21 protein-coding genes are annotated in these 18,342 nt (G+C 51.1%); 14 read left to right on the top strand and 7 right to left on the bottom strand.

The window, feature by feature from the left end; translation table 11 throughout:
• Positions 1–300: 300 nt before the first annotated feature.
• Both SIB79_RS06660 and SIB79_RS06655 read left to right on the top strand, forming a co-directional pair.
• Entirely contained in the window at positions 301–984 is a 684-nt protein-coding gene (locus SIB79_RS06660; protein ID WP_063403300.1) for an SDR family oxidoreductase, read from the top strand.
• A gap of 26 nt (positions 985–1,010) precedes the next feature.
• Entirely contained in the window at positions 1,011–1,220 is a 210-nt protein-coding gene (locus SIB79_RS06655) for a hypothetical protein (RefSeq protein WP_063403301.1), read from the top strand.
• A 163-nt stretch (positions 1,221–1,383) separates the two neighbouring features.
• On the opposite strand, the gene pstS is transcribed toward SIB79_RS06655, so the two are convergent.
• The gene (gene pstS / locus SIB79_RS06650; RefSeq protein WP_413681165.1) at positions 1,384–2,376 is read right to left on the bottom strand and encodes a phosphate ABC transporter substrate-binding protein PstS; all 993 of its coding nucleotides are present in this window, start codon (positions 2,374–2,376) and stop codon (positions 1,384–1,386) included.
• 350 nt (positions 2,377–2,726) lie between these two features.
• Here pstS and SIB79_RS06645 point away from each other — a divergent pair, with 350 nt between their 5' ends.
• Complete coding sequence (locus tag SIB79_RS06645) at positions 2,727–3,065, top strand: c-type cytochrome (RefSeq protein WP_011129888.1); 339 nt, start codon at positions 2,727–2,729, stop codon at positions 3,063–3,065.
• A gap of 73 nt (positions 3,066–3,138) precedes the next feature.
• Here the strand turns inward: SIB79_RS06645 and SIB79_RS06640 are convergent, their stop codons facing one another.
• From SIB79_RS06640 to SIB79_RS06630, 3 genes are all read right to left on the bottom strand, one after another.
• A complete protein-coding gene (locus SIB79_RS06640; protein ID WP_063404102.1) occupies positions 3,139–4,023 on the bottom strand; it encodes a GNAT family N-acetyltransferase in 885 nt (294 codons plus the stop codon).
• 102 nt (positions 4,024–4,125) lie between these two features.
• Positions 4,126–4,371 carry a DUF6737 family protein gene (locus SIB79_RS06635; protein WP_063403835.1) on the bottom strand — a complete coding sequence of 82 codons (246 nt, stop codon included), beginning with the start codon at positions 4,369–4,371 and terminating at the stop codon, positions 4,126–4,128.
• Positions 4,368–4,973, bottom strand: a complete 606-nt coding sequence (locus tag SIB79_RS06630; protein WP_063403836.1) for a PCC domain-containing protein — start codon at positions 4,971–4,973, stop codon at positions 4,368–4,370. The genes SIB79_RS06635 and SIB79_RS06630 overlap by 4 nt, the downstream gene beginning before the upstream one ends.
• A gap of 176 nt (positions 4,974–5,149) precedes the next feature.
• Between SIB79_RS06630 and SIB79_RS06625 the strand changes: the two genes are divergently transcribed.
• Together SIB79_RS06625 and SIB79_RS06620 are read left to right on the top strand one after the other, a co-directional pair.
• On the top strand, positions 5,150–5,368 hold the full coding sequence (locus SIB79_RS06625; RefSeq protein ID WP_011129892.1) for a ribbon-helix-helix domain-containing protein: 219 nt from the start codon (positions 5,150–5,152) through the stop codon (positions 5,366–5,368).
• A gap of 394 nt (positions 5,369–5,762) precedes the next feature.
• The gene (locus SIB79_RS06620) at positions 5,763–6,296 is read left to right on the top strand and encodes a hypothetical protein (protein ID WP_063403837.1); all 534 of its coding nucleotides are present in this window, start codon (positions 5,763–5,765) and stop codon (positions 6,294–6,296) included.
• Positions 6,297–6,323: 27 nt separating this feature from the next.
• Here SIB79_RS06620 and SIB79_RS06615 read toward each other — a convergent pair whose 3' ends face one another.
• Positions 6,324–7,352: a transporter substrate-binding domain-containing protein gene (locus SIB79_RS06615; protein WP_236072650.1), complete on the bottom strand. Its 1,029-nt coding sequence runs from the start codon at positions 7,350–7,352 to the stop codon at positions 6,324–6,326.
• A 795-nt stretch (positions 7,353–8,147) separates the two neighbouring features.
• On the opposite strand from SIB79_RS06615, the gene SIB79_RS06610 reads away from it, so the two are divergent.
• The gene (locus tag SIB79_RS06610) at positions 8,148–9,677 is read left to right on the top strand and encodes a hypothetical protein (RefSeq protein ID WP_063403839.1); all 1,530 of its coding nucleotides are present in this window, start codon (positions 8,148–8,150) and stop codon (positions 9,675–9,677) included.
• A 122-nt stretch (positions 9,678–9,799) separates the two neighbouring features.
• Here SIB79_RS06610 and SIB79_RS06605 read toward each other — a convergent pair whose 3' ends face one another.
• Positions 9,800–10,270, bottom strand: coding sequence for a CBS domain-containing protein (locus SIB79_RS06605; protein ID WP_063403840.1), 471 nt, complete (start codon positions 10,268–10,270; stop codon positions 9,800–9,802).
• Positions 10,271–10,302: 32 nt separating this feature from the next.
• Here SIB79_RS06605 and SIB79_RS06600 point away from each other — a divergent pair, with 32 nt between their 5' ends.
• Positions 10,303–10,872: a CDP-alcohol phosphatidyltransferase family protein gene (locus tag SIB79_RS06600; RefSeq protein WP_011129897.1), complete on the top strand. Its 570-nt coding sequence runs from the start codon at positions 10,303–10,305 to the stop codon at positions 10,870–10,872.
• Here the strand turns inward: SIB79_RS06600 and SIB79_RS06595 are convergent.
• Positions 10,841–11,746, bottom strand: coding sequence for an NAD-dependent epimerase/dehydratase family protein (locus tag SIB79_RS06595; protein WP_196757625.1), 906 nt, complete (start codon positions 11,744–11,746; stop codon positions 10,841–10,843). The two genes, SIB79_RS06600 and SIB79_RS06595, sit on opposite strands and share 32 nt — an antisense overlap.
• 118 nt (positions 11,747–11,864) lie before the next feature.
• Here SIB79_RS06595 and hisA point away from each other — a divergent pair, with 118 nt between their 5' ends.
• From hisA to ruvX, 7 genes are all read left to right on the top strand, one after another.
• Positions 11,865–12,632, top strand: a complete 768-nt coding sequence (gene hisA / locus SIB79_RS06590; RefSeq protein WP_063403842.1) for a 1-(5-phosphoribosyl)-5-[(5-phosphoribosylamino)methylideneamino]imidazole-4-carboxamide isomerase — start codon at positions 11,865–11,867, stop codon at positions 12,630–12,632.
• A 65-nt stretch (positions 12,633–12,697) separates the two neighbouring features.
• Positions 12,698–13,162, top strand: coding sequence for a Fur family transcriptional regulator (locus tag SIB79_RS06585; RefSeq protein WP_063403843.1), 465 nt, complete (start codon positions 12,698–12,700; stop codon positions 13,160–13,162).
• A gap of 71 nt (positions 13,163–13,233) precedes the next feature.
• A complete protein-coding gene (locus SIB79_RS06580) occupies positions 13,234–14,910 on the top strand; it encodes a DUF3685 domain-containing protein (RefSeq protein ID WP_063403844.1) in 1,677 nt (558 codons plus the stop codon).
• A gap of 32 nt (positions 14,911–14,942) precedes the next feature.
• Positions 14,943–15,512 (top strand): thylakoid membrane photosystem I accumulation factor, encoded by a 570-nt coding sequence (locus tag SIB79_RS06575; RefSeq protein ID WP_063403845.1) that lies wholly within the window; start codon positions 14,943–14,945, stop codon positions 15,510–15,512.
• Positions 15,513–15,593: 81 nt separating this feature from the next.
• Entirely contained in the window at positions 15,594–16,760 is a 1,167-nt protein-coding gene (locus tag SIB79_RS06570; protein WP_063403846.1) for a hypothetical protein, read from the top strand.
• A 91-nt stretch (positions 16,761–16,851) separates the two neighbouring features.
• Positions 16,852–17,853, top strand: coding sequence for a hypothetical protein (locus tag SIB79_RS06565; RefSeq protein WP_063404103.1), 1,002 nt, complete (start codon positions 16,852–16,854; stop codon positions 17,851–17,853).
• Positions 17,854–17,882: 29 nt separating this feature from the next.
• Positions 17,883–18,338 carry a Holliday junction resolvase RuvX gene (ruvX, locus tag SIB79_RS06560; RefSeq protein WP_236066075.1) on the top strand — a complete coding sequence of 152 codons (456 nt, stop codon included), beginning with the start codon at positions 17,883–17,885 and terminating at the stop codon, positions 18,336–18,338.
• The last annotated feature ends 4 nt before the right edge of the window (positions 18,339–18,342 follow it).

Below are 18,342 nucleotides of genomic sequence, written 5' to 3'. Positions count from 1 at the left end.
TGCTTTGAAATGAAAATCGCATGATTCACCATTCTATTGTGCGGCAACTCCCCTACAACTCCATTAAGACATCGCAGTAATCAGCAGCGGAGCAGTTCAATAACCTGCGATCAAAGCTGATCTTCTTTGACATTTCGAACCTAAGAAAGGTTCTCCAGCAGGCTTGAAAGACCGCGCTCGCAGTGATGAATCGACATTGCCAAGGCGAAAACCCAAGCGTTTTGAAGCTTGAGCATTGATCAAACAACAGCGTTCTATATATATTTTCGCTAGACCTTGTGCAATCTTCAGCAAAACGACATGGGCATCAAGCTGGCCATCAGTGGAGCCTCTGGCAAAACCGGCTATCGAGTTGCCGAGGAAGCCCTAAAGGAAGGGAATCAGGTGCGCCTGTTGCTTCGTCCAAACTCCCATTTGCCCGACAATTTGAGCCAATGTGATCTACGGCGCTTGTCATTGTCAGATGAAAAAGCCCTCGATGAAGCCCTTGAAGGCTGTTGCGCGCTTGTTCTCGCAACAGGTGCCAGACCCTCTGCAGATCTAACCGGCCCTGCGAGGGTGGATGCCTTAGGGGTAAGACAGCAAATCGCCAGTTGCAAAAGGGTTGGCGTCAAAAGGGTTGTTCTGGTTAGTTCGCTTTGTGCCGGACGATGGTTGCATCCACTCAATCTTTTTGGCCTGATCTTGGTTTGGAAACGCCTAGGAGAACAGGCTCTAGAGCAAAGCGGTCTCGATTGGACTGTGATCAGACCGGGCGGCCTGAATGATCGAGAAGAGAACCTAGAGAAAGAAGGGATCCTTTTTACAGGGGCCGATTGTCAGGAAGACGCTAGAATCCCGCGTCGATTAGTAGCGCGATGCTGCATTGAAGCCCTCAAGACTCCATCGTCAATTGGCCGCATCATCGAGGTCACGAGCGACCCTGACCTGAAGAGAATCACAATGCAACAAGCACTCAAAACCATCAATGCTCTGGCGTCATAGTGTCGTCAGATGAGTAGTATCTGGTCATGAACACCAATGCCAGAATTGATGCCTTACAGCTGATGCTTACCGACCTGCGTACTCGTAATGAACCCATTCGTCACAAGGCTGCATTTAGAGGCTGTCAACCTGAGTTTCAAGCACTCGTTACTAAGCTGATTGAACAGCTCGAAAGCGAACTCCTTGAGGAGAAACAACATCAGCGAAACCATAGCAACCATTCGTCTGGTTATTGATACTTGCCAGGGTTAAGCTCAGTTGAAGAGCAATTGATCACAACGTTTTGCTTCCTAAATTACAATCAATATAGGGTACACAAGAGGGAGACATTTAAAGGAAGTTATTAGCTTCACTTTTAATGATTCTAATAAGTCGACTTAAACGGGTCTCGTGATTTGATCACTTGCCGACCAAGCCAACGGCACTACGAGCTTTGTCGAGAATTTTGCCTTGCAGGGGAACGAAACCCAACCCATCAGCTTGCGCCTGAGCCTCATCACTCAACATGTAGTCAAAGGTTGTTTTGAGTGCGTCAAGGTTGCTGCCATTACCAGTTTTGTATGCCAACAACCAGGTGAGGGTGGCAATCGGATAAGCACCTTTGGCTGTGGGATTTGGATTGGTACCGGCAAGATTGGCGTCTAACTGGATGCCATTGAGGGCAGCAGCTCCTGTATTCACACTTGGCTTGAGGAACTCGCCAGAGAGATTTTCAAGTGCAGCAGCTTTGACATTTCCTTTGATGAATGACTGATTCACATAGCCGATCGCGCCAGGTGTATTTGTAATCACACCAGCAACACCTGAATTCCCTTTAGCGCCTACCCCTGTTGGCCATTCCACTGATTTCCCGGTTCCCAAGGTCCATTGTTTAGAAAAGGCCTGCATCGAATTGGTAAAAGCCTTGGTGGTGCCAGAGCCATCAGAGCGATGCACCCAAGTGATCTTGCCTGCAGGGCAATTGAGTTGATCCCAATCAGTGATGCTGCCAAGAGCAACTTCAACCGCTTGCTTTTGGGTCAACTTCAGATCGCAGTCTCGGTTGTAGCCAAAGGCGATTGTGCCTCCCACCATGGGGATTTGCACCAAGCCACGCTGAACCTTGTCAATATCTTCTTGCTTCATCGGATCATCCGATGCCGCGAAGCTCACGGTCTGATCAATGAAGGCTTTACGACCAGATCCAGAGCCAACAGCCTGATAGTTGACCTGTGGCCCCCCAGCCTTGGCAAGATCACTGAACCAACGGGTATAGATCTTTGCAGGGAAAGTGGCACCAGCTCCACTGAGACGGCCGGATGACCCTGAGGTGCCTGAGGTGCTGCAAGCCGTGATGCCAACACCGAGAACAACCACAGAAAGGAGCAAAAGGGCCTTCTTTGAGAACGACATGGGGCCCCTGTAGGATTTCATCAACCCATAACTAGATAAGAAATGCCCTTTGATGGGAAAAAGTCAGCAATTGACTAGGAGATCTTGATGAATCGGTTAGTGGTTAAGGGAGATAAGAACGTTCTACCGAGTAGAAGCCTTTTCTTTGCTCTAGGCAAAAACCCAGCAACTGAACTATCAAAGGGAGATTCCTGCCCCCTTGCTTAGCCAAGCTAGGCTTCGCCTTGATCTACAAAGATCAACAAGGAGTTGGTCTTTCGGTGAATATTTGAATTAATAACAGCTTCTATCCAAAAGAGCTCAATGCCCATTTGATCACCAACAATGGTTGGCGTTGATACCTGCTTCTGATGCGTAGGCTACTTTCAGCTCTCCTTGCTATCACCGTATGCTTTGCAGCTCCTTCTTGGGTGATGGCTGCTGACTCGGCCCATGGCGGACAAGTCTTCTCGTCTACTTGTGCCGCATGCCACGCTGGCGGCGGCAACATCGTTGATCCTGCAAAGACCCTTCAAAAAGCGGCCCTAGAAGCAACCTTAAGCAACTACGGCTCAGGGCATGAAGAAGCAATTGTTGCCCAGGTCACCAACGGTAAAGGCGGCATGCCTTCTTTTGCAGACGTCCTCAGTGCAGCAGATATAGCTGATGTAGCAGCCTATGTTGAAGCCCAAGCCAGCAGTGGTTGGTAGTTAAAAGTCAATCAATCGTTTCAAATCCTTCAGTCAAGTCTGGTTTATTAACCAGCTTGATTGGAGGATTTTTTTAACCCAACTCCAAGCAGGCCAAACCATAAACCTCGTCTAAAGGAATAGATGGTTGTTCTCCGCGATACATGCGCAAAGTTTGAGAAACAGCACTGAAGCCAAGTCGTTTCAGCAGGGGCTCTGCCGAAGAGTTTCCTCCAGGTGCGTCCAAGATCACCACACCTGGATGGCGTTGGATCAAACGCTTCAACAACAGCTCCGCGAGTTGCGGACTATCAGCCAATAGCGGCCCAATCCGCCAGCCTTCGCCATCACGTAATAAACAAGGCCGGATCCTGCCAAATCCATGGCAACAATCGTTGCCATCTACCAGGGCCAACACATTACCGGCAGGATGCTGAAGCCAATCGGAAAGGAAGTGAGGGCGGGGGCTGGGTTCACGTATGGCGTCATAAGACTGCACAGCCATCGCGGGAATCGAATCACCCTCAAGCAGTTGCAACCCTTCGCTATTGGAATAGTCATCGTCGTCAATCAGGTTGCCATCACAAATCCTCTGCCAGCGAGTTGTCGGCGATGAAATTGCAAAACCCCATCCGGCATAGTCGTCAATTCGATCGTACGCAGCCTCTAAACCAACGCAAGGAAGATCAACGAGATGCTCGAGAGCATGTTCCCATAGCTCAACTCCATACCCATGACCTCGATGCTCCGGAATGACAAGGAACAATCCGATGAAGCCATAGGCGGCGTTGTAGCGAACTCCAGCAATGCAACCGACAGGCTGATTGCCAAGCCAACCCACCCATAATCCCTGACGGTCGGTATGACGATAAATACTTACATCACCAACACCAGGAGCAAAACCCTCTGCCCTGGCCCATTGCGTAACCATAGCGATGTCATTGCGTTGCAGCGGCCGGATCTTTAGCAGCGAGGCCATAACGGAGCAATTAACGAGATGTTTTTCAGGACCAAGCTTGTTTGGAGATTGATCCAATGATGGGGCGTGATATTTAAAGATTGAGATCCATCAGGATGAGATTTAATCCTGTTCCGAAAGTTGCTGCTGAATCTGCTGGCGATAGATCGCTGGGGCTAGCACGAGAAACAAGCCCCACCATCCGATCACGCCTATAGCGATCAGAACAGTAAACCAAAGCAGACTGGGCCACCACCAGCTGATAGCGACACAAGCAACACCTGTGAGCAGAATGCTCCAGGGTTGACACCACCAGGGTTTTTCATCCCAAAAGCTTGCTGTAGTTGCTTTGCCTTGATCACTACTCATCGCAGTGTCTCTAGTTGGCCAGAAGCATGCATTTTCGATAGTTCATCGTAACCGCCAATCAACTCACCATCGATGAACACCTGAGGGAAAGTATTGAGCTCACTACGCTGATTGAACGCTTTGAAAGAGGCATCATTGTCGATGCTCTTAACGGTGTGCGGAATGGAAAGAGAACCAAGCATCCGAAGAGCTCTGGTCGACCAAGGGCAACCAGGCAGAACAGCAATTTCCACCCTTGGTGTCTGAGAAGGATCAGAAGGCTCTTGTGGGAGAGACTGATCCAATAAACCCACCAACAGATCAGCACCCTTGAGCACAAGGGTTCCTGGTTCAAGATGGCCACCCCATACCTGACAGGCACTATCAGAGAGGCTTAGATGCAGATGCACACTATTGGGAGAAACTGTGCCATTCAGAGTGATGATCTCCAGGTTTCCCTCGAGGACAGTAGGCCCTGACTGACCAGGACACTGAAATGCTGCACGCGAAAGATTGCCAACCACACCAAGAACAAAACCTGAGCTGTTCTGTTCCTGAGCTATTTTCTGAAGGCTTATCAGCAGGTCGCTGCCTGGAGCAAGCTTCAATGGCAGCGATCGCATGGAGTTCTCCTTCGAGAAAGCACAGATTAAGAAGTCAACAGTAAATACCGGTCCTCAGAGCTGATCGATAGACGACTCGAAGATTGCCATAGAGAGCTTGTGGGCATGAATGGCAAGTTATTGCTGAACTATTGATGCCAAGCTAAGACGTCAAAGTGTCGTCACTGCAGAACCCAATGGCCGAGCTGCAAGAGCGCCAACGATTCTCTCAAGAGGCTCCAAGTGCAGCAATGGTGGCCGATTCTGCTCAATCGGAACGCCTCAATGTGACCCTGCCGGTGGGTTTGATGAATCGGCTCAAGCAGCATGCCCTTGCAGAAAGCCGTAGCTGTAGCAGCCTTGCCTCGTTCTTGATTGAAGATGGACTACGCCGTCATCGTCAGTTAGACGGGTGACGATCAGTTCTACTAAATAGCGAGGATCTTGACTGTTTAGATGCTGACGTAAGTGCAGTATTAGAAGGTTGACTAAATAGTGTTATTGGTTCGTCTTTGCTTCATTGAACAGTTGGAGGGGCGGTTTGCTGGATGTTTATAGTCTCAATCTCTATGAAAATAATATTGAGATAAAAGTATCTTTATAGCTTCTGCGGCAATGATTTGTTTCGAATCTTTTAAGTCGATCGTTGATCGACTTAGTTATCCAGTGTAAAATAATTCTAATTAAATACTGCATCTATGGAGGGTCAATGTAGGCAGCGCTTATTAATTTTATAAGTTGATCTGAATACACCTGCTCTTAACCTCTGTCAACGTGGGGATCTGCCAAGTTGTTATTTTGTCCTCCGTAATGCATCTGACAAGTCAGAAAGGATGTCGTCTAGCCATCGGTGCTTATCCAGCCTTTAGCTATGACGCTAGAGGTGGTGGTGGAGACGGCCTTCTCGGGCCTTTGGATCAAGATGGGCTGAGAAGTCTTCGCTTTGATCCAAAAAACCTGATCATTCCTGCTCTCAGCTGGCGCACAACACAGATACTTGGCTTGCCAATGCCTCCTGGTTTGAACATCAGCATTACAACCCAAAAGCTTGAAGGGTCTTTCGCACCCGATAGTGGTGAACTATCACTTAAGTTTGAAGCGCAATTCTGTTTCACAGTTGGCAGTTGGCTCACTGCTCCTGATCTGACTGTGAACACATGCCTCAGCAGTGGAAAGGTTGAGAGTCAGCGCCATCATGTACAAGGACAGGCACTTGATGCGGATGGCAATGCCGTACTTGTGGGCGTCGCCATCGTGCCACTCAGTGGAGCCGCATGGCTGGATCAATTTTTGGGACTACCCGATGAAGCGCTAGCAGTGCTGAGGTGTCAGCTGCAAAACTAAATGTTTGTGAGTATTAGATCAGAGGAATTATTTCAAAAGCCTGTCGCTTATCGCTTTAACTTGATGACTGCGTTCAAGACGAAGGAGTTCAATGTTAATCAAACGTTCCAATGGACTATCACTAGGCACGACAAATCCATAGGCCTGAAGGGAAAGTCTAAAAGGTGCTAATGTTAGAGATTTGTCTGGATTGTTTTTCATGTAATAACTCAAGATAGGTGTGTCTGAGATCACTCCTGAGACTTTATTTCTCTTGATTAGATGAATGGCTTCCTTAAGGGTTGGCACTGGAAAAGGCCGTGCACCATATGATCTGGCTAAAGATACACCTGTGGTGCCAGTAACTGCACCAATTAATTCACCATCCAAATCCGATGGTTTCATTATCCCAGGCAATTGCGTCTGAGATAGCGAGACGGTAAATGCCGAAGCCAATCCTGCAGTAATTGTCGACACTGATACTAGCGAAATTACCATCCAGACCCCTGCTATAGACCTTCCTGCTTTCGTTAAAGGTGCACGGTCTCCGTAACCTACGGTTGTGAGTGTAACCAAGGCAAACCAAATCCCATTCCCTAGACCCTTTATATATTGAGGCGGAAAATGTTCAGGGTTGCGTTTTCGCTCTGCAAGCCAAATCAGATTGCCTACACAGAAAAGCGTAAAGAGCAAGAAAGTGATAGAAGATAAAGCAGCGACACCAAAGAGAGGCTTGATCCTTGCCCACAGTCCGGGTGGCTGTGATGGTACTAAAACACCCTCCTCTGCATAGAAATAAGGTTGCGTGAATTCAATCCCATTTCTTGCTACTCGATCTGGCGTAATGCTGATAGGCCCGATGGCTAAATCAATCTTTCCATCAGCCACCGCCTTGATGTTCGAATCTATGTTGGGATATGGAATGAGAAAGTATTCAAGCTTCTCTGCATTAGCAATTTGACGCCAAACTTCAACACTAATTCCCTCATATACACCAGCTTTCTTGTCCACAAATGGTGGCGAACCACTCACTCCAACCCTCAAAGCCATTGCCTGAAGGGGAGACGGAGTCGCCATGACAATCAAGGCAGCAACGAAGAGCTGTCTCTTTAAATTCATGTCGCTCATCAATCGCCTATACACGAACTGAAAAGCCCATCTCACCTAAGGCTGCCATAGGACTGCGTACGACTCTTATCCACACCACCACGACAAGAAAGGTTGTAAGACCAGTCTGAGCAAGAACTTCAGAGGAGAGACAAGCAACAGCTTATTTCTGTTCAAGGCGACGAACGATCAAAATCATTGCCAGAACGGATCCAACTAGGGCACTAATCAGAAAAAGAGTCATCTAGAAGCTACGAATGCAAAGGTCATCCTAGATTGCGATCAACAGCCCTGAAGAGCGTTTTGCTATTTCCTTTTGTAAGCCTTAAGTGCTTGGAAGTGTTGCAGATGGTTTCCTCACGCAACCACAACCTTTGAATAAGACAGCATCAGACGGCGTAACTAGGTCAAACAGATTGATCGCGTTTCGATGGCATGACAAAGCCAGCCAAGCCAAATTCTTCCCTAAGCAATATTGATGTGGCTAGGAATAGAAAACGGATGCAGAAAAAATACGGCTAACAAGCATTGACTATGAAAAGGCTTGAAAGGGATCAAAATTCAGTACAGAAAGCCCTTTTGGAATCATGAGAAGGTAATAAATTCTGGTAGAGAAGGTTTGAAGCTCGAAAGTTTTTACCTGTTTCATTTTTGAGTAAGAAGCCATTCACTAACGACTTCTTTCATCTAGGGAGTTGACGGGAAGCCATTGATGCAGTGAGCTTTAGCTGAATTTGCTGATGGTGAAGGTAGCCATTTTTTTACTTGCCCCGAACGAAAACAGCTACAACCAAAGCAAAGGCAGCCCCACTTAGACGTGCTGGTCGCACAGCCTCCCCGCCAAGGCGGCGACGGCGGCCTCAGCGTAGGAGATCTCAGCTATCCAAACGCTTACTTGTGATTGGGTTGCCGCTCACTGTTTTTGCTGGTCTTGTGGCTCTGGCTCCGAAAGCACCCGAACGCTTCAACCCAAGTCAAGTCGTCCCAGAGAGCATTAAGAGACAAGTGAATGCTCCCTTTCGCTATCGACCAAACGATGATGTGTACGCACTCGATTTTGATCCACGTAAAGTGAAGTTCGGCCTTCTTGAAGGCTGGGATAGAGAACAGGACGCTTTCCAGGACTCCTCTTCACTGGCATTTGTCTCTGGTCCGATGTACGAGCGGCATGTCGACATTGGTGGCCAAGAGATCACAGTTCCCCTTGGAGATCTCAAGTTGGGTCAACGCGTCTGGAGAAGTCGTAACCGCGCTGCCTCCATCCAACGCGCCTATATAGGCATTCGCTACAACGGCAGAGTTGACTTCGGTTACGGAGAACTAACAGCCAATCGTGCCTCCACCTACGACACCTTTATCGGTGGACTACACAGCATTTACAACGATCTGGAAGCGCCTCCTCCTCGCTACAAGGGCGCATACAGCATCAGCATGGGCCAGCGGATCCGCTACTACCTTCCTCGCATCAGGATGATCATGGGCCTGCGACAAGACGGGCGTATAGAGGTATTAATGAGTAGAGATGGGTTAACCCTTGAACAGAGCAAGGATTTAGCCCGCAGCCGTGGCCTTGTGGCGGCTTACATGCCAGACCATGCCTCCAAGAGTCGTTTGATCATTCCAGGCGTCAAGGGCTTCACGGAGGATGACGCCAATTGGATCAGCGGTGGTGTCACAAGCTTTGTGCATGTTCCCTATCTCCTGAGGCTCAGTGAACGGCGCTTCCAACTTCAGGGCACCTTGGCAGCCTCTCTCAGCCCCAGGATTGATGGGGCGCAAGACTGCAATGGAGTTAATTGCCAACAATGGCCGGGCGGAAGACTGTTCGACCGGGCCCTAGCTGGACTGAATCGATTGATCGAGCAAGGTGTGGAGCCCATCGCCAGGATGATCTGGGCGCCCAAGCCCGGCACTACCATTCCCAGCGATAGCCAAAGCACTTTTCTGGCTCGTAATAGTGATCGAGCTCCTTTACGGGAACCGCCGATTACGGCAGATCCACTGGTATTGCTCGAAACGCCCGAAAAGTTCGATTCACCCTCGAATCTTCAAGATAACGATCCCTTGAGAACGGATCTGGAATGGGGCAACCCCCTGCTTCCACCGGATCTGCCACCACCTTTGTTGCTTCGGGAAGGCGAGGCCCTGCCTCCAGCCCAGGAGATCCATCAACAAAGAGACCCGATCCATGACAATCCAGCCGAAATCGAGCCTCCCCCACTGATCGGAGCTCCACCACTACCGCTATTACCTCCACCACCGCTGTCTGCATCAGAGGTAGGACTGATCAACTAACAGTTCAATCAATCGTTTTCATAGCAGGCTCCTAACGATAAGGACTTGCCAATTTGAATCGGGTTGAATTCCCTACGCCTCAAGATTGGCTATTGCATATTCGCGAGCTTCGATAGGCGGCACTAGTGACCCTGCATTGATAAAGCTCGAACAACATCACCCCGGGTAATCACCCCAACAAGTTTGCGCTGATCGTTGATTACAAATAAGCGCTGCGTACTGCGGTCATGAAGCATGGCGGCGGCCCTTGGTAATGGAAGTGCTTCATTGCAGGTATGGGTGTCGCTGCGCATCAAGTCGTTGACGCTAGTACCGAGCACTTGGTGAACTTGCTTATCCCAGTTAAGGGGGTTGCGCAAGTAGATAACACTGTCGAGCAGTAACACATACGGACCAGCATCAACGCCGCTCTCGCGCACCATCAGATCTTGCTCAGTGAGTTCCCCCACAAGCGTGCCATCGTCGTTGACAACTGGCAGGCCACTGATGTGGTGATCACTCAGTAGTTGAACAGCCTCCTGCAGAGATGTGGCTGGCACGACACTGAGAACCGGCGTTGACATGACATCCTTCACCGTCTGCTGGAGCACCATGAATCACATGCAAGTTCATTCATTCTGAGCCTGTGAGTGCACCATCCCGCCTCGGTTCACCATCAACACTGAGAAGATCGGCAAATGCTCTAACCGTGGGGAGGTCTGTCGCAGGTCTCCCCCTGGTGTTGTTGCTTCAATTGGGTCAGCCTGCTCTGGCATGGGTGTTGTTGTTGCTGGCAGGTCTTAGCGACGCCGCCGATGGCTGGCTGGCCCGCAGAGCTGGTGGTGGTAGTAGCTGGGGCGCTCGCCTGGACCCGCTTGCTGACAAGCTTCTTCTAGCAGCACCAATGATCTGGTTGGCCAGCAACGAGGCCTTGCCTGTTTGGTCGATTTGGTTACTGCTGGCCAGGGAACTACTGATTTCCGGTTGGCGTGCTCAAGCCTCATCTGGTGCTCCTGCTTCTTGGGGAGGTAAAGCAAAGACGATCCTTCAATTCCTAAGCATGCTGCTGTTGTTGTGGCCGCCTAGTTGGGGAAGCCACAACTTTTGCCTAAATATGCAGCACCTGGGCTGGTGGTTGTTCTGGCCATCTCTGATCCTGGCGTTTAGCTCTGCGGTGGCATACATCAAACCCCGATCAAGGATTGATCGGCACTGAAATCTGGTTCAGCCGTTGGCTTCAAGGAGTAGTCGTTGCAGTAGCTATCTTCGAGGCCAGTCTCAAGGTCAAAGCGTGGCTGCCATGCCAATTCCCGCTCCACCCTGGTGATATCGGTAAGGAAATGACTCAGCCTTAGCGGGAAGGCCTTACGAGCTTTGGGATTCAGGCCTGAAGGATCAAAAGAACGAAGCTCAACGGCATTTGGATCTTTGCCACAAGCCCTTGCTGCCGCTGCAATCAAGCCCCTGAAGGTGATACCACGCTTGCTGGAACAGTTGTAAATGCGATTCGCTGCTGTCTCCACCTCAAGGGAACGAACCATGGCATCAGCCAGATCAACAACATGCCCCAATTGGGTGATGGTGGTGCCATCTCGTGGCAAAGGAACCGGTCGATTATGGACGATACGATCGAAAAACCAACGTTCAATTGGGTTGTAATTACCAGGACCATAGATATAAGTAGGTCGGAAACTGGTAAAGGGAATTCCTTGCTGAAGCAGCCATGATTCGGTCTGAGCCTTGCCGGCATGACGACTGTTCGGGTCGGTTGCACTCTCCTCATTCAGTGGCCACTCTTCGGAATCTGCATAGACGCCAGCGGAACTGACATAGAGGAAACGATGCTTTGGCTCTCCTGTACAGGCCACCACCCTTTGACTGTCTTCAAGCTTGCGCCCTGAGCTGTCGACGATGACATCGAAGCTTCGGCCTTGAAGACGACTCAGCCCCTCAGGAGTGGTTCGATCACCACTGAGATGTTCCACACCATCTGGTAAAGAATGGCGGCCTCGTGTGAACAACGTGAGCGCATGGCCTTGGGCCTGAAGTCGAGTAACCAGAGGCTTGCCGACAAATCGGGTTCCCCCCATGATCAGAATCTTCAAAACAGCTGAATCATCAAACGCGCATATTGAAGCGCGTTCGATCAGCAACTGAAGGCCCTTCGCCCTGCAGGATGGAGGTCTAAGGCAACGTTCTTTGCCAATCATGGAGATCATCCCAGCCATCGACCTACTGGACAGCGTGTGCGTGCGACTTCACCAGGGGGACTACGAGAAGGTGACTCGCTTCAGCGAGGACCCCGTTGATCAAGCCCTTAGCTGGCAGAAGCAGGGGGCAACTCGCCTACACCTGGTGGATCTCGATGGCGCCAAATCTGGTGAGCCGGTCAACGATTCCTGTGTGCGAGCTATTACCTCTGCCCTCAATATTCCTGTCCAGCTCGGGGGTGGTGTGCGCACTCTCGAACGAGCCGAAGAACTCATCGCCTACGGCCTTGAACAAGTCATCCTTGGCACCGTGGCAATAGAGCAACCCCAGCTAGTGAAACAGCTTGCCCAAAGGAATCCTGGTCGGATTATCGTCGGCATCGATGCCAAAAACGGCAAGGTGGCAACGCGAGGATGGATTAGCCAAAGCGAGGTGAATGCAACAGACTTAGCCTCCGATTTCAATGCTGCCGGTATCGCCGCAATCATCAGCACAGACATTGCAACTGATGGAACCCTTGAAGGGCCGAACCTAGAGTCACTACGTGCAATGGCAAACGCCAGTAGCGTTCCAGTAATCGCCTCCGGAGGCGTGGGTTGCATGGCCGATCTACTTAGTCTGCTGGCTCTTGAACCCTATGGAGTGAGTGGGGTGATTGTGGGAAGAGCTCTCTACGACGGCAAGGTGGATCTAAAAGAAGCAATCCGAGCCATTGGCGATGGCCGACTGCAGGACCCACCAACTAGCAAACCACTGATGGCATGAGGACCTTGGACTATGAATTGACCTTGCTGGAGCCGTAAATTGAATTCATTATCACTTCAGTTGTGATGCACACCGCTCCCAAGATCAGCGGCTCAAGTGCTGAGCGGGATGAAGATGGAGTGCAGGGAGCCTTCGAACGCTGCCGGCGGCTTGGGATGCGACTAAGCCGTCAGCGGCGCATGGTGCTGGATCTCCTCTGGAGCGAAGCCACTCATCTCAGTGCTCGCGATATCTTTCAAAAGCTCAACACCTGTGGACGGTCCATTGGTCACACATCCGTCTATCAGAACCTGGAGGCACTTCAATCAGCAGGACTGATCGAATGTCTCGATCGAGCCAATGGTCGCCTATACAGCTACCGAAGTGATCCTCATAGCCACCTCACTTGCATAGAGACCGGCAACATCACAGACCTTGATATAGAACTCCCTGAGGATTTGCTCGATCAAATCGAGGCCAAAACTGGTTACTGCATTCACTCCTACACCCTTCAACTCAGCGGTCGGCCAGCATGTAATAACCACGACTAAAAACATCAAGATCTCAACGGACTGGAGGATTTGCCTAACGCTCGTTACCTTGATGGCATAAGCCTTGTGCCGTGGTGAATTTGGCGGACAGCACATCCACTCAGATCCTGTTGCTGGCTCCCGATCTGCTCGGTGAATCCTTAGCGTTGCAGCTCAGCAGTGCAAACCCAAACCTGGATGTCATTCTGCGGACGGACCAGCTGAGTCGTCACCCAGTCCTAGTGATCTTGTCGGTTGAGAGTCTCGAAACTCTCAGCACATTGCAACTGGAACTCAAAAGACTTCAGGAGCATTGGCAACCTGCGCCAGTAATGCTGATCCTTCCGGCCCAGCTTCGTTTCAATGCAAACGAGTTGTTGAGCCTCGATTGTCCAGGCCTACTTCAAGACCCCGATCTGGCCACATTGCAGGCTGCCATCACCACTCTTTGTGGCGGTGGCAGAGTTGTGAGACTCAATGCTGCCCCCGTCTCCCAAGACAGCATTCCCCAAGCAACGATGGGGCTTGGTCAGTGGCTGTTGGTGAGTGGTCTCCAGCAGATCGACAACGATCTGAGGTTGATCGAAGCATTCCTCAACCCACCGCCCAAAAATGAACTGTTTCGTCTTTTGATGGAAGGGCGCCAGCGGGAACTCCGTAGTGCAAGAGATTTTTTGTTATGGATTTGGGGCCCGCTGCAAGTGGGTCTACGCAACCCTTTCCCCAAAAATCGGCCATCCCAAAAGGCACGCATCAATTTCGATTTCGATGCTTCAAGACAGATCTCAGCAGAAGCTGCCGGAACGGTTATCTGCCTCAGTGAACGGAACGCAGTGGCGGTATGGGGAGCGATCCGTCAGCGGCTTAGCGATTCCGTAGAAAAAGGACTCAGAAATTCAACAGGCAGCCTGCTAGCGATTGAAAGCCTCAATCCTGAGCGACGTCGTGACCTACTCCTTGCCCTTTTGAACCAATTGGATCATGTGCTCAAAAAGCTGCGTCAACCCAACAGTACCGAGACCCCACTCAATGGCTCCTGGCTGACGCTCGAATCTGAACTACGTGAACAAGCCCTGCGATCTATGGCAGGTAATTACGTCAGACTTCCTCGAGCTGGTGAACTCAAACCAGTGGCAGATCAATTGCTTGCTACTGCGGATCTCAAGGGAATTGATCAAGAACTTCCAGACCCCCAGAGAATGCTGGCTCCATTGCTGCTCGACAGACCCGTGCTTGTTGAGGGGCAGCTGCTGCCGGCAGATTCCCCTCGTGCCTTACTGCAACTCGAAATGTTGGTGGGTAACTGGCTCGTACGAACCGCTGAAATAATCAGTGCCGAAGTTCTCGGAACCTGTGGGGAGTGGCCCGAACTACGCCGATTCCTACTGAACCAGCACTTGATCTCCACACGAGAACTCGAGCGATTGCGTAATCAACTCAATAGTCAGGCCCGTTGGCAAAACTGGATTCAAAGACCAATCCAGCTCTACGAAAGCAAACGACTCCTCTACAGGTTGCGAGACGGCATTATCGAGCCATTACTGCTCACCGAACCTCGTGATGAAGAACTCAGCCAGCTTGGTTGGTGGCAGCAGCAAGTTGCTCTATTGCTCGAAGCCCGCGATGCTCTGGCACCCTCAATGCAATCCCTGATCAAACGCATCGGTGATCTCATGGTGGTCGTGCTTACGCAGGTATTAGGCCGTGCTATTGGTCTGGTTGGACGAGGAATCGCGCAGGGAATGGGACGCAGCCTGAGAGGTGGCTAATTCCCACACTTTCGAGGCAATCAAGCGCCAAAATGAGCATTAAACATCTCCGTGTACTGCCCATGACCCATCTGCTCAAAGCACTCCTGAGCTTGGGTCTGGCCATTCTTCTGATGGTGCCCCCAGTCCAAGCCATCCGAGATGACGATGCCTACGACGGCAACATCTTTCCGATCTATGCGGGTGATGGTTCATTGGGTTACGGGCAAGCAACAAACCTTCCCGAAGCCCTTAGAGAGAAGCGCACAAGTGTGATCGTGTTTTATCTCGATGACAGCGCCGTCAGCAAGGCTTTCTCGCCTGTGGTTTCAACAATTAAATTGATATGGAGAGATTCCATTGATCTGATCCCATTGACCACAGACGAGTTTCAAGGACGAACAAGCAACGATCCCCAAGATGAGTCTTATTACTGGCATGGACGCATCCCTCAAGTGGTGGTGATCGATGGTCAAGGTGAGGTGCTACTCGATCAAGAAGGCCAAGTTTCACTCGATGAAATCAATGATGCAATCAGTATTGCTACAGGCCTAAGTAAACCAATTGATTCTCTTAAAATCGACAGCTTCAATGAGTACAACAGCTTCATGGTGAAAGAATAAGGCGCTAAAGCACTGCTATCAGCATCAACCACCCTTTACGCTGCGCGCCAGGTCCCCCGGTCTAGTAAGCCGGCTGCTCCAATGACTTGCCTGCTTGAGCTGCTCCTACTGCTGGGTCTTGGTGTGTTTTGGCTCGAACTGAGGCATCGCCTGAGGCCCGCCTCCCCTCTGAGCCTCAAGGCGCTCGACTTCAAAGTCAAGCAAAGCAACTCTGATCTTGATGTAGAAATCTGGCTGGAGATCAGCAACCCCCATCCGCGCATGGAAGTGATGGTGCCTGAGTTGCAAATCAACCCTGTTCTGCTTGGCAAAGCCGATCTAAGTGAAGTCAAGTTGAGCACAAAGATCACCCCACATCATCCAGATGAAAAGGCTCGCGATGATGGTTACTGGGCGGCCTACATTGTCAAAGGCCACAAAAGCACGAGGGTGCAGGTGAACCTGCGCCTGCAGAACAGCAAAAGCAGCGATTTGAAAACCAGTGCTGACAGCATTTGGGTAGATGTCAACTGGGTGAACTACGGCCCCTTTGGTCGGCTGAAGCGTCGTCAAGGTGTCCTGGTGCCACTCCATCAGCCAGAACCTCTCCAACCCTCTGAAGTCAGCTTCCAAGCTGGCGATTGCTGTGAGGTGTTGCCTCTGAAAACCCATTTGCTTGGCACCCTCGATAACACTGTTGAGATCTTGCGTGACTACGCCAAGCCGCATCTACGCCCCGGAGATGTCCTCACGATCGGGGAAACCCCGGTGGCGATTATGCAAGGGCGCTATCACCACCCCAGCACAGTCAACCCTGGATGGCTCGCCCGGTTCCTTTGCCGAGCCTTTCATCCCACAAGCAGTCTTGCTACTGCTTGTGGGCTACAGAGCTTAATTAATCTGGTAGGGCCAACCAGAGTGCTACTGGCATGGATCGTTGGCCTAATTCTGAAAACGCTAGGTATCAAAGGAGGCTTCTATCGACTTGCTGGCGAACAGGCACGTCTAATTGATGACATCACAGGAACCACTCCTCCATACGATCAAACGATCGTGCTTGGGCCCCTCGCGCCAACAAAGCTCTGCAGACAAGCAGCCGCTGAGTTGGGAGTTGGCGTTGCCATCGTTGATGTCAATGATCTGGGCCGGGTCAAGGTCCTGGCCTCTAGTGATGGTTGCGATGAAAACCTTCTCAAGAAAGCTCTGCGTCCGAACCCAGCAGGTAATGCCAATGAACGCACGCCTCTGGTCTTGGTACGACCCAATTGACCACAATGGAAGACATGGTCAAGCTGGATAAGATTCAAATGAAGGCATTGGTCGAGGCGTGATCGAGGCATCCAGCAGCCCCCTTCAGGTGATGTCCCTCAGAGCGAGCCACTTTCCCATGCTGAATGCCAGCGAACACGCTGGTCGGATGCACTGGCTAGAGACCATGCTTTGGCGCGGTTGGCTGGCAAGAGCTGAACAACAACTTCCAAGTTTGCTGCCAACTAGGCAGCCAATTTGCCTTGTTGCTCTTGAGCAGAAAAATCTGGTCGGCCTTGTTGTGATTAGGCCCTACAACCGACGTGGCACGTGCTGGTCAGTGACCTCACCGGAGCTCATAACGTCGCCGCGGCAATGCAGCAACCAAAGCGTGAGCCGTGACCTTTTAACAAATGCCATCCAGCAAGGCAGTAAGCGGGCACAGAGCTGGATCTTGCGCTGCCCCGCCAATGACACCGATCAGCTGGCACTAGCCAGAGTGCTCGGCTTTCAACCTCTCAAGCTCTTCCAGTGTTGGACATCACCCTCACTGATGGCCCAGTCGATACCAACTTGGCCTGCTGAGCTCAGCTGGCAACAGCTGAGCCGTCGAACAGCCTCCTTGCTTTGGCCACTGGAAAAAGCCGGAGGCTCTGGCCATCTCCGCCAGATCGTCGATCGACAATGGATCGACCTACTTGACCAAAACCAAACGGGCAGTGGCGTGCTGCTTGCCCAGGGCGGCGCAACGAGTACGGCCATTGCAGGTCTGGTTAGCCATCCTGGAACAAACTCAGAAACAGTGCTTGAACTGATGCGCGATGTCGGCTGGGACCCTCGACTGTCACAAGCTCTGCCAAAAGTTTTAGCTGACCTCACGAGCATGTCCAAAACATTCCGACTGATCACCACCAGCGAAGATGAGCCTCTCAATACTCTTCTCGAACAACTGAGATGGAAGCGTGCGGGAGAAGAGTTGCTGCTTGGTCGCAGTCTTTGGCGTCGCCAGGTAAGTAACAAGTTGCTTCTTGGAGCTCGACCACTGCAATCGATGCTGGGGCGACTGCAACCCCAGCAACCACCTCTGCCTACTCCAATCCTGGGCCGACGTTAATGACGGCAACAAAACCCAGCCCCAAATCCATGCTTAGTCTGGATTTGGGGAAAAGACGCATCGGCCTAGCAGGTTGCGATCCACTTGGCATCACGGTGAGTCCTCTACCACCTCTGCAGAGAAAAAGCTTCGAACGAGACCTAAAAGTGTTGCAGTGGCACTGCACTAGTCGCAAAGTAGAAGGTTTGGTCGTGGGTTTGCCGCTCGATGCCAAAGGTCTGCCCACAGATCAAGCACGACACTATGAGCGTTATGGACAACGCTTGGCGAGAGCTCTCAAGCTGCCTCTCGCTTTGGTTAATGAACACAGCAGTAGTTGGGCTGCTGCTGAACGCTACAACTTGCAAGGCGATCGAAGTGGCCAGCTTGATAGCGCTGCGGCAGCACTTCTGCTCGAGCAGTGGTTGCGAGAAGGTCCCGAACTGAAACCGGTCCACGTGGCGGCCCATCCAGTGAGTCAGGTGAACAGCGATAGTGGATCCTGAGCAA

Source organism: Prochlorococcus sp. MIT 1342 (assembly GCF_047304495.1).
GTDB classification, from domain to species: domain Bacteria; phylum Cyanobacteriota; class Cyanobacteriia; order PCC-6307; family Cyanobiaceae; genus Prochlorococcus; species Prochlorococcus marinus_D.
The sequence above is the reverse complement of the archived record's forward strand: the minus strand, read 5'-3'. Positions and strand labels throughout refer to the sequence as shown.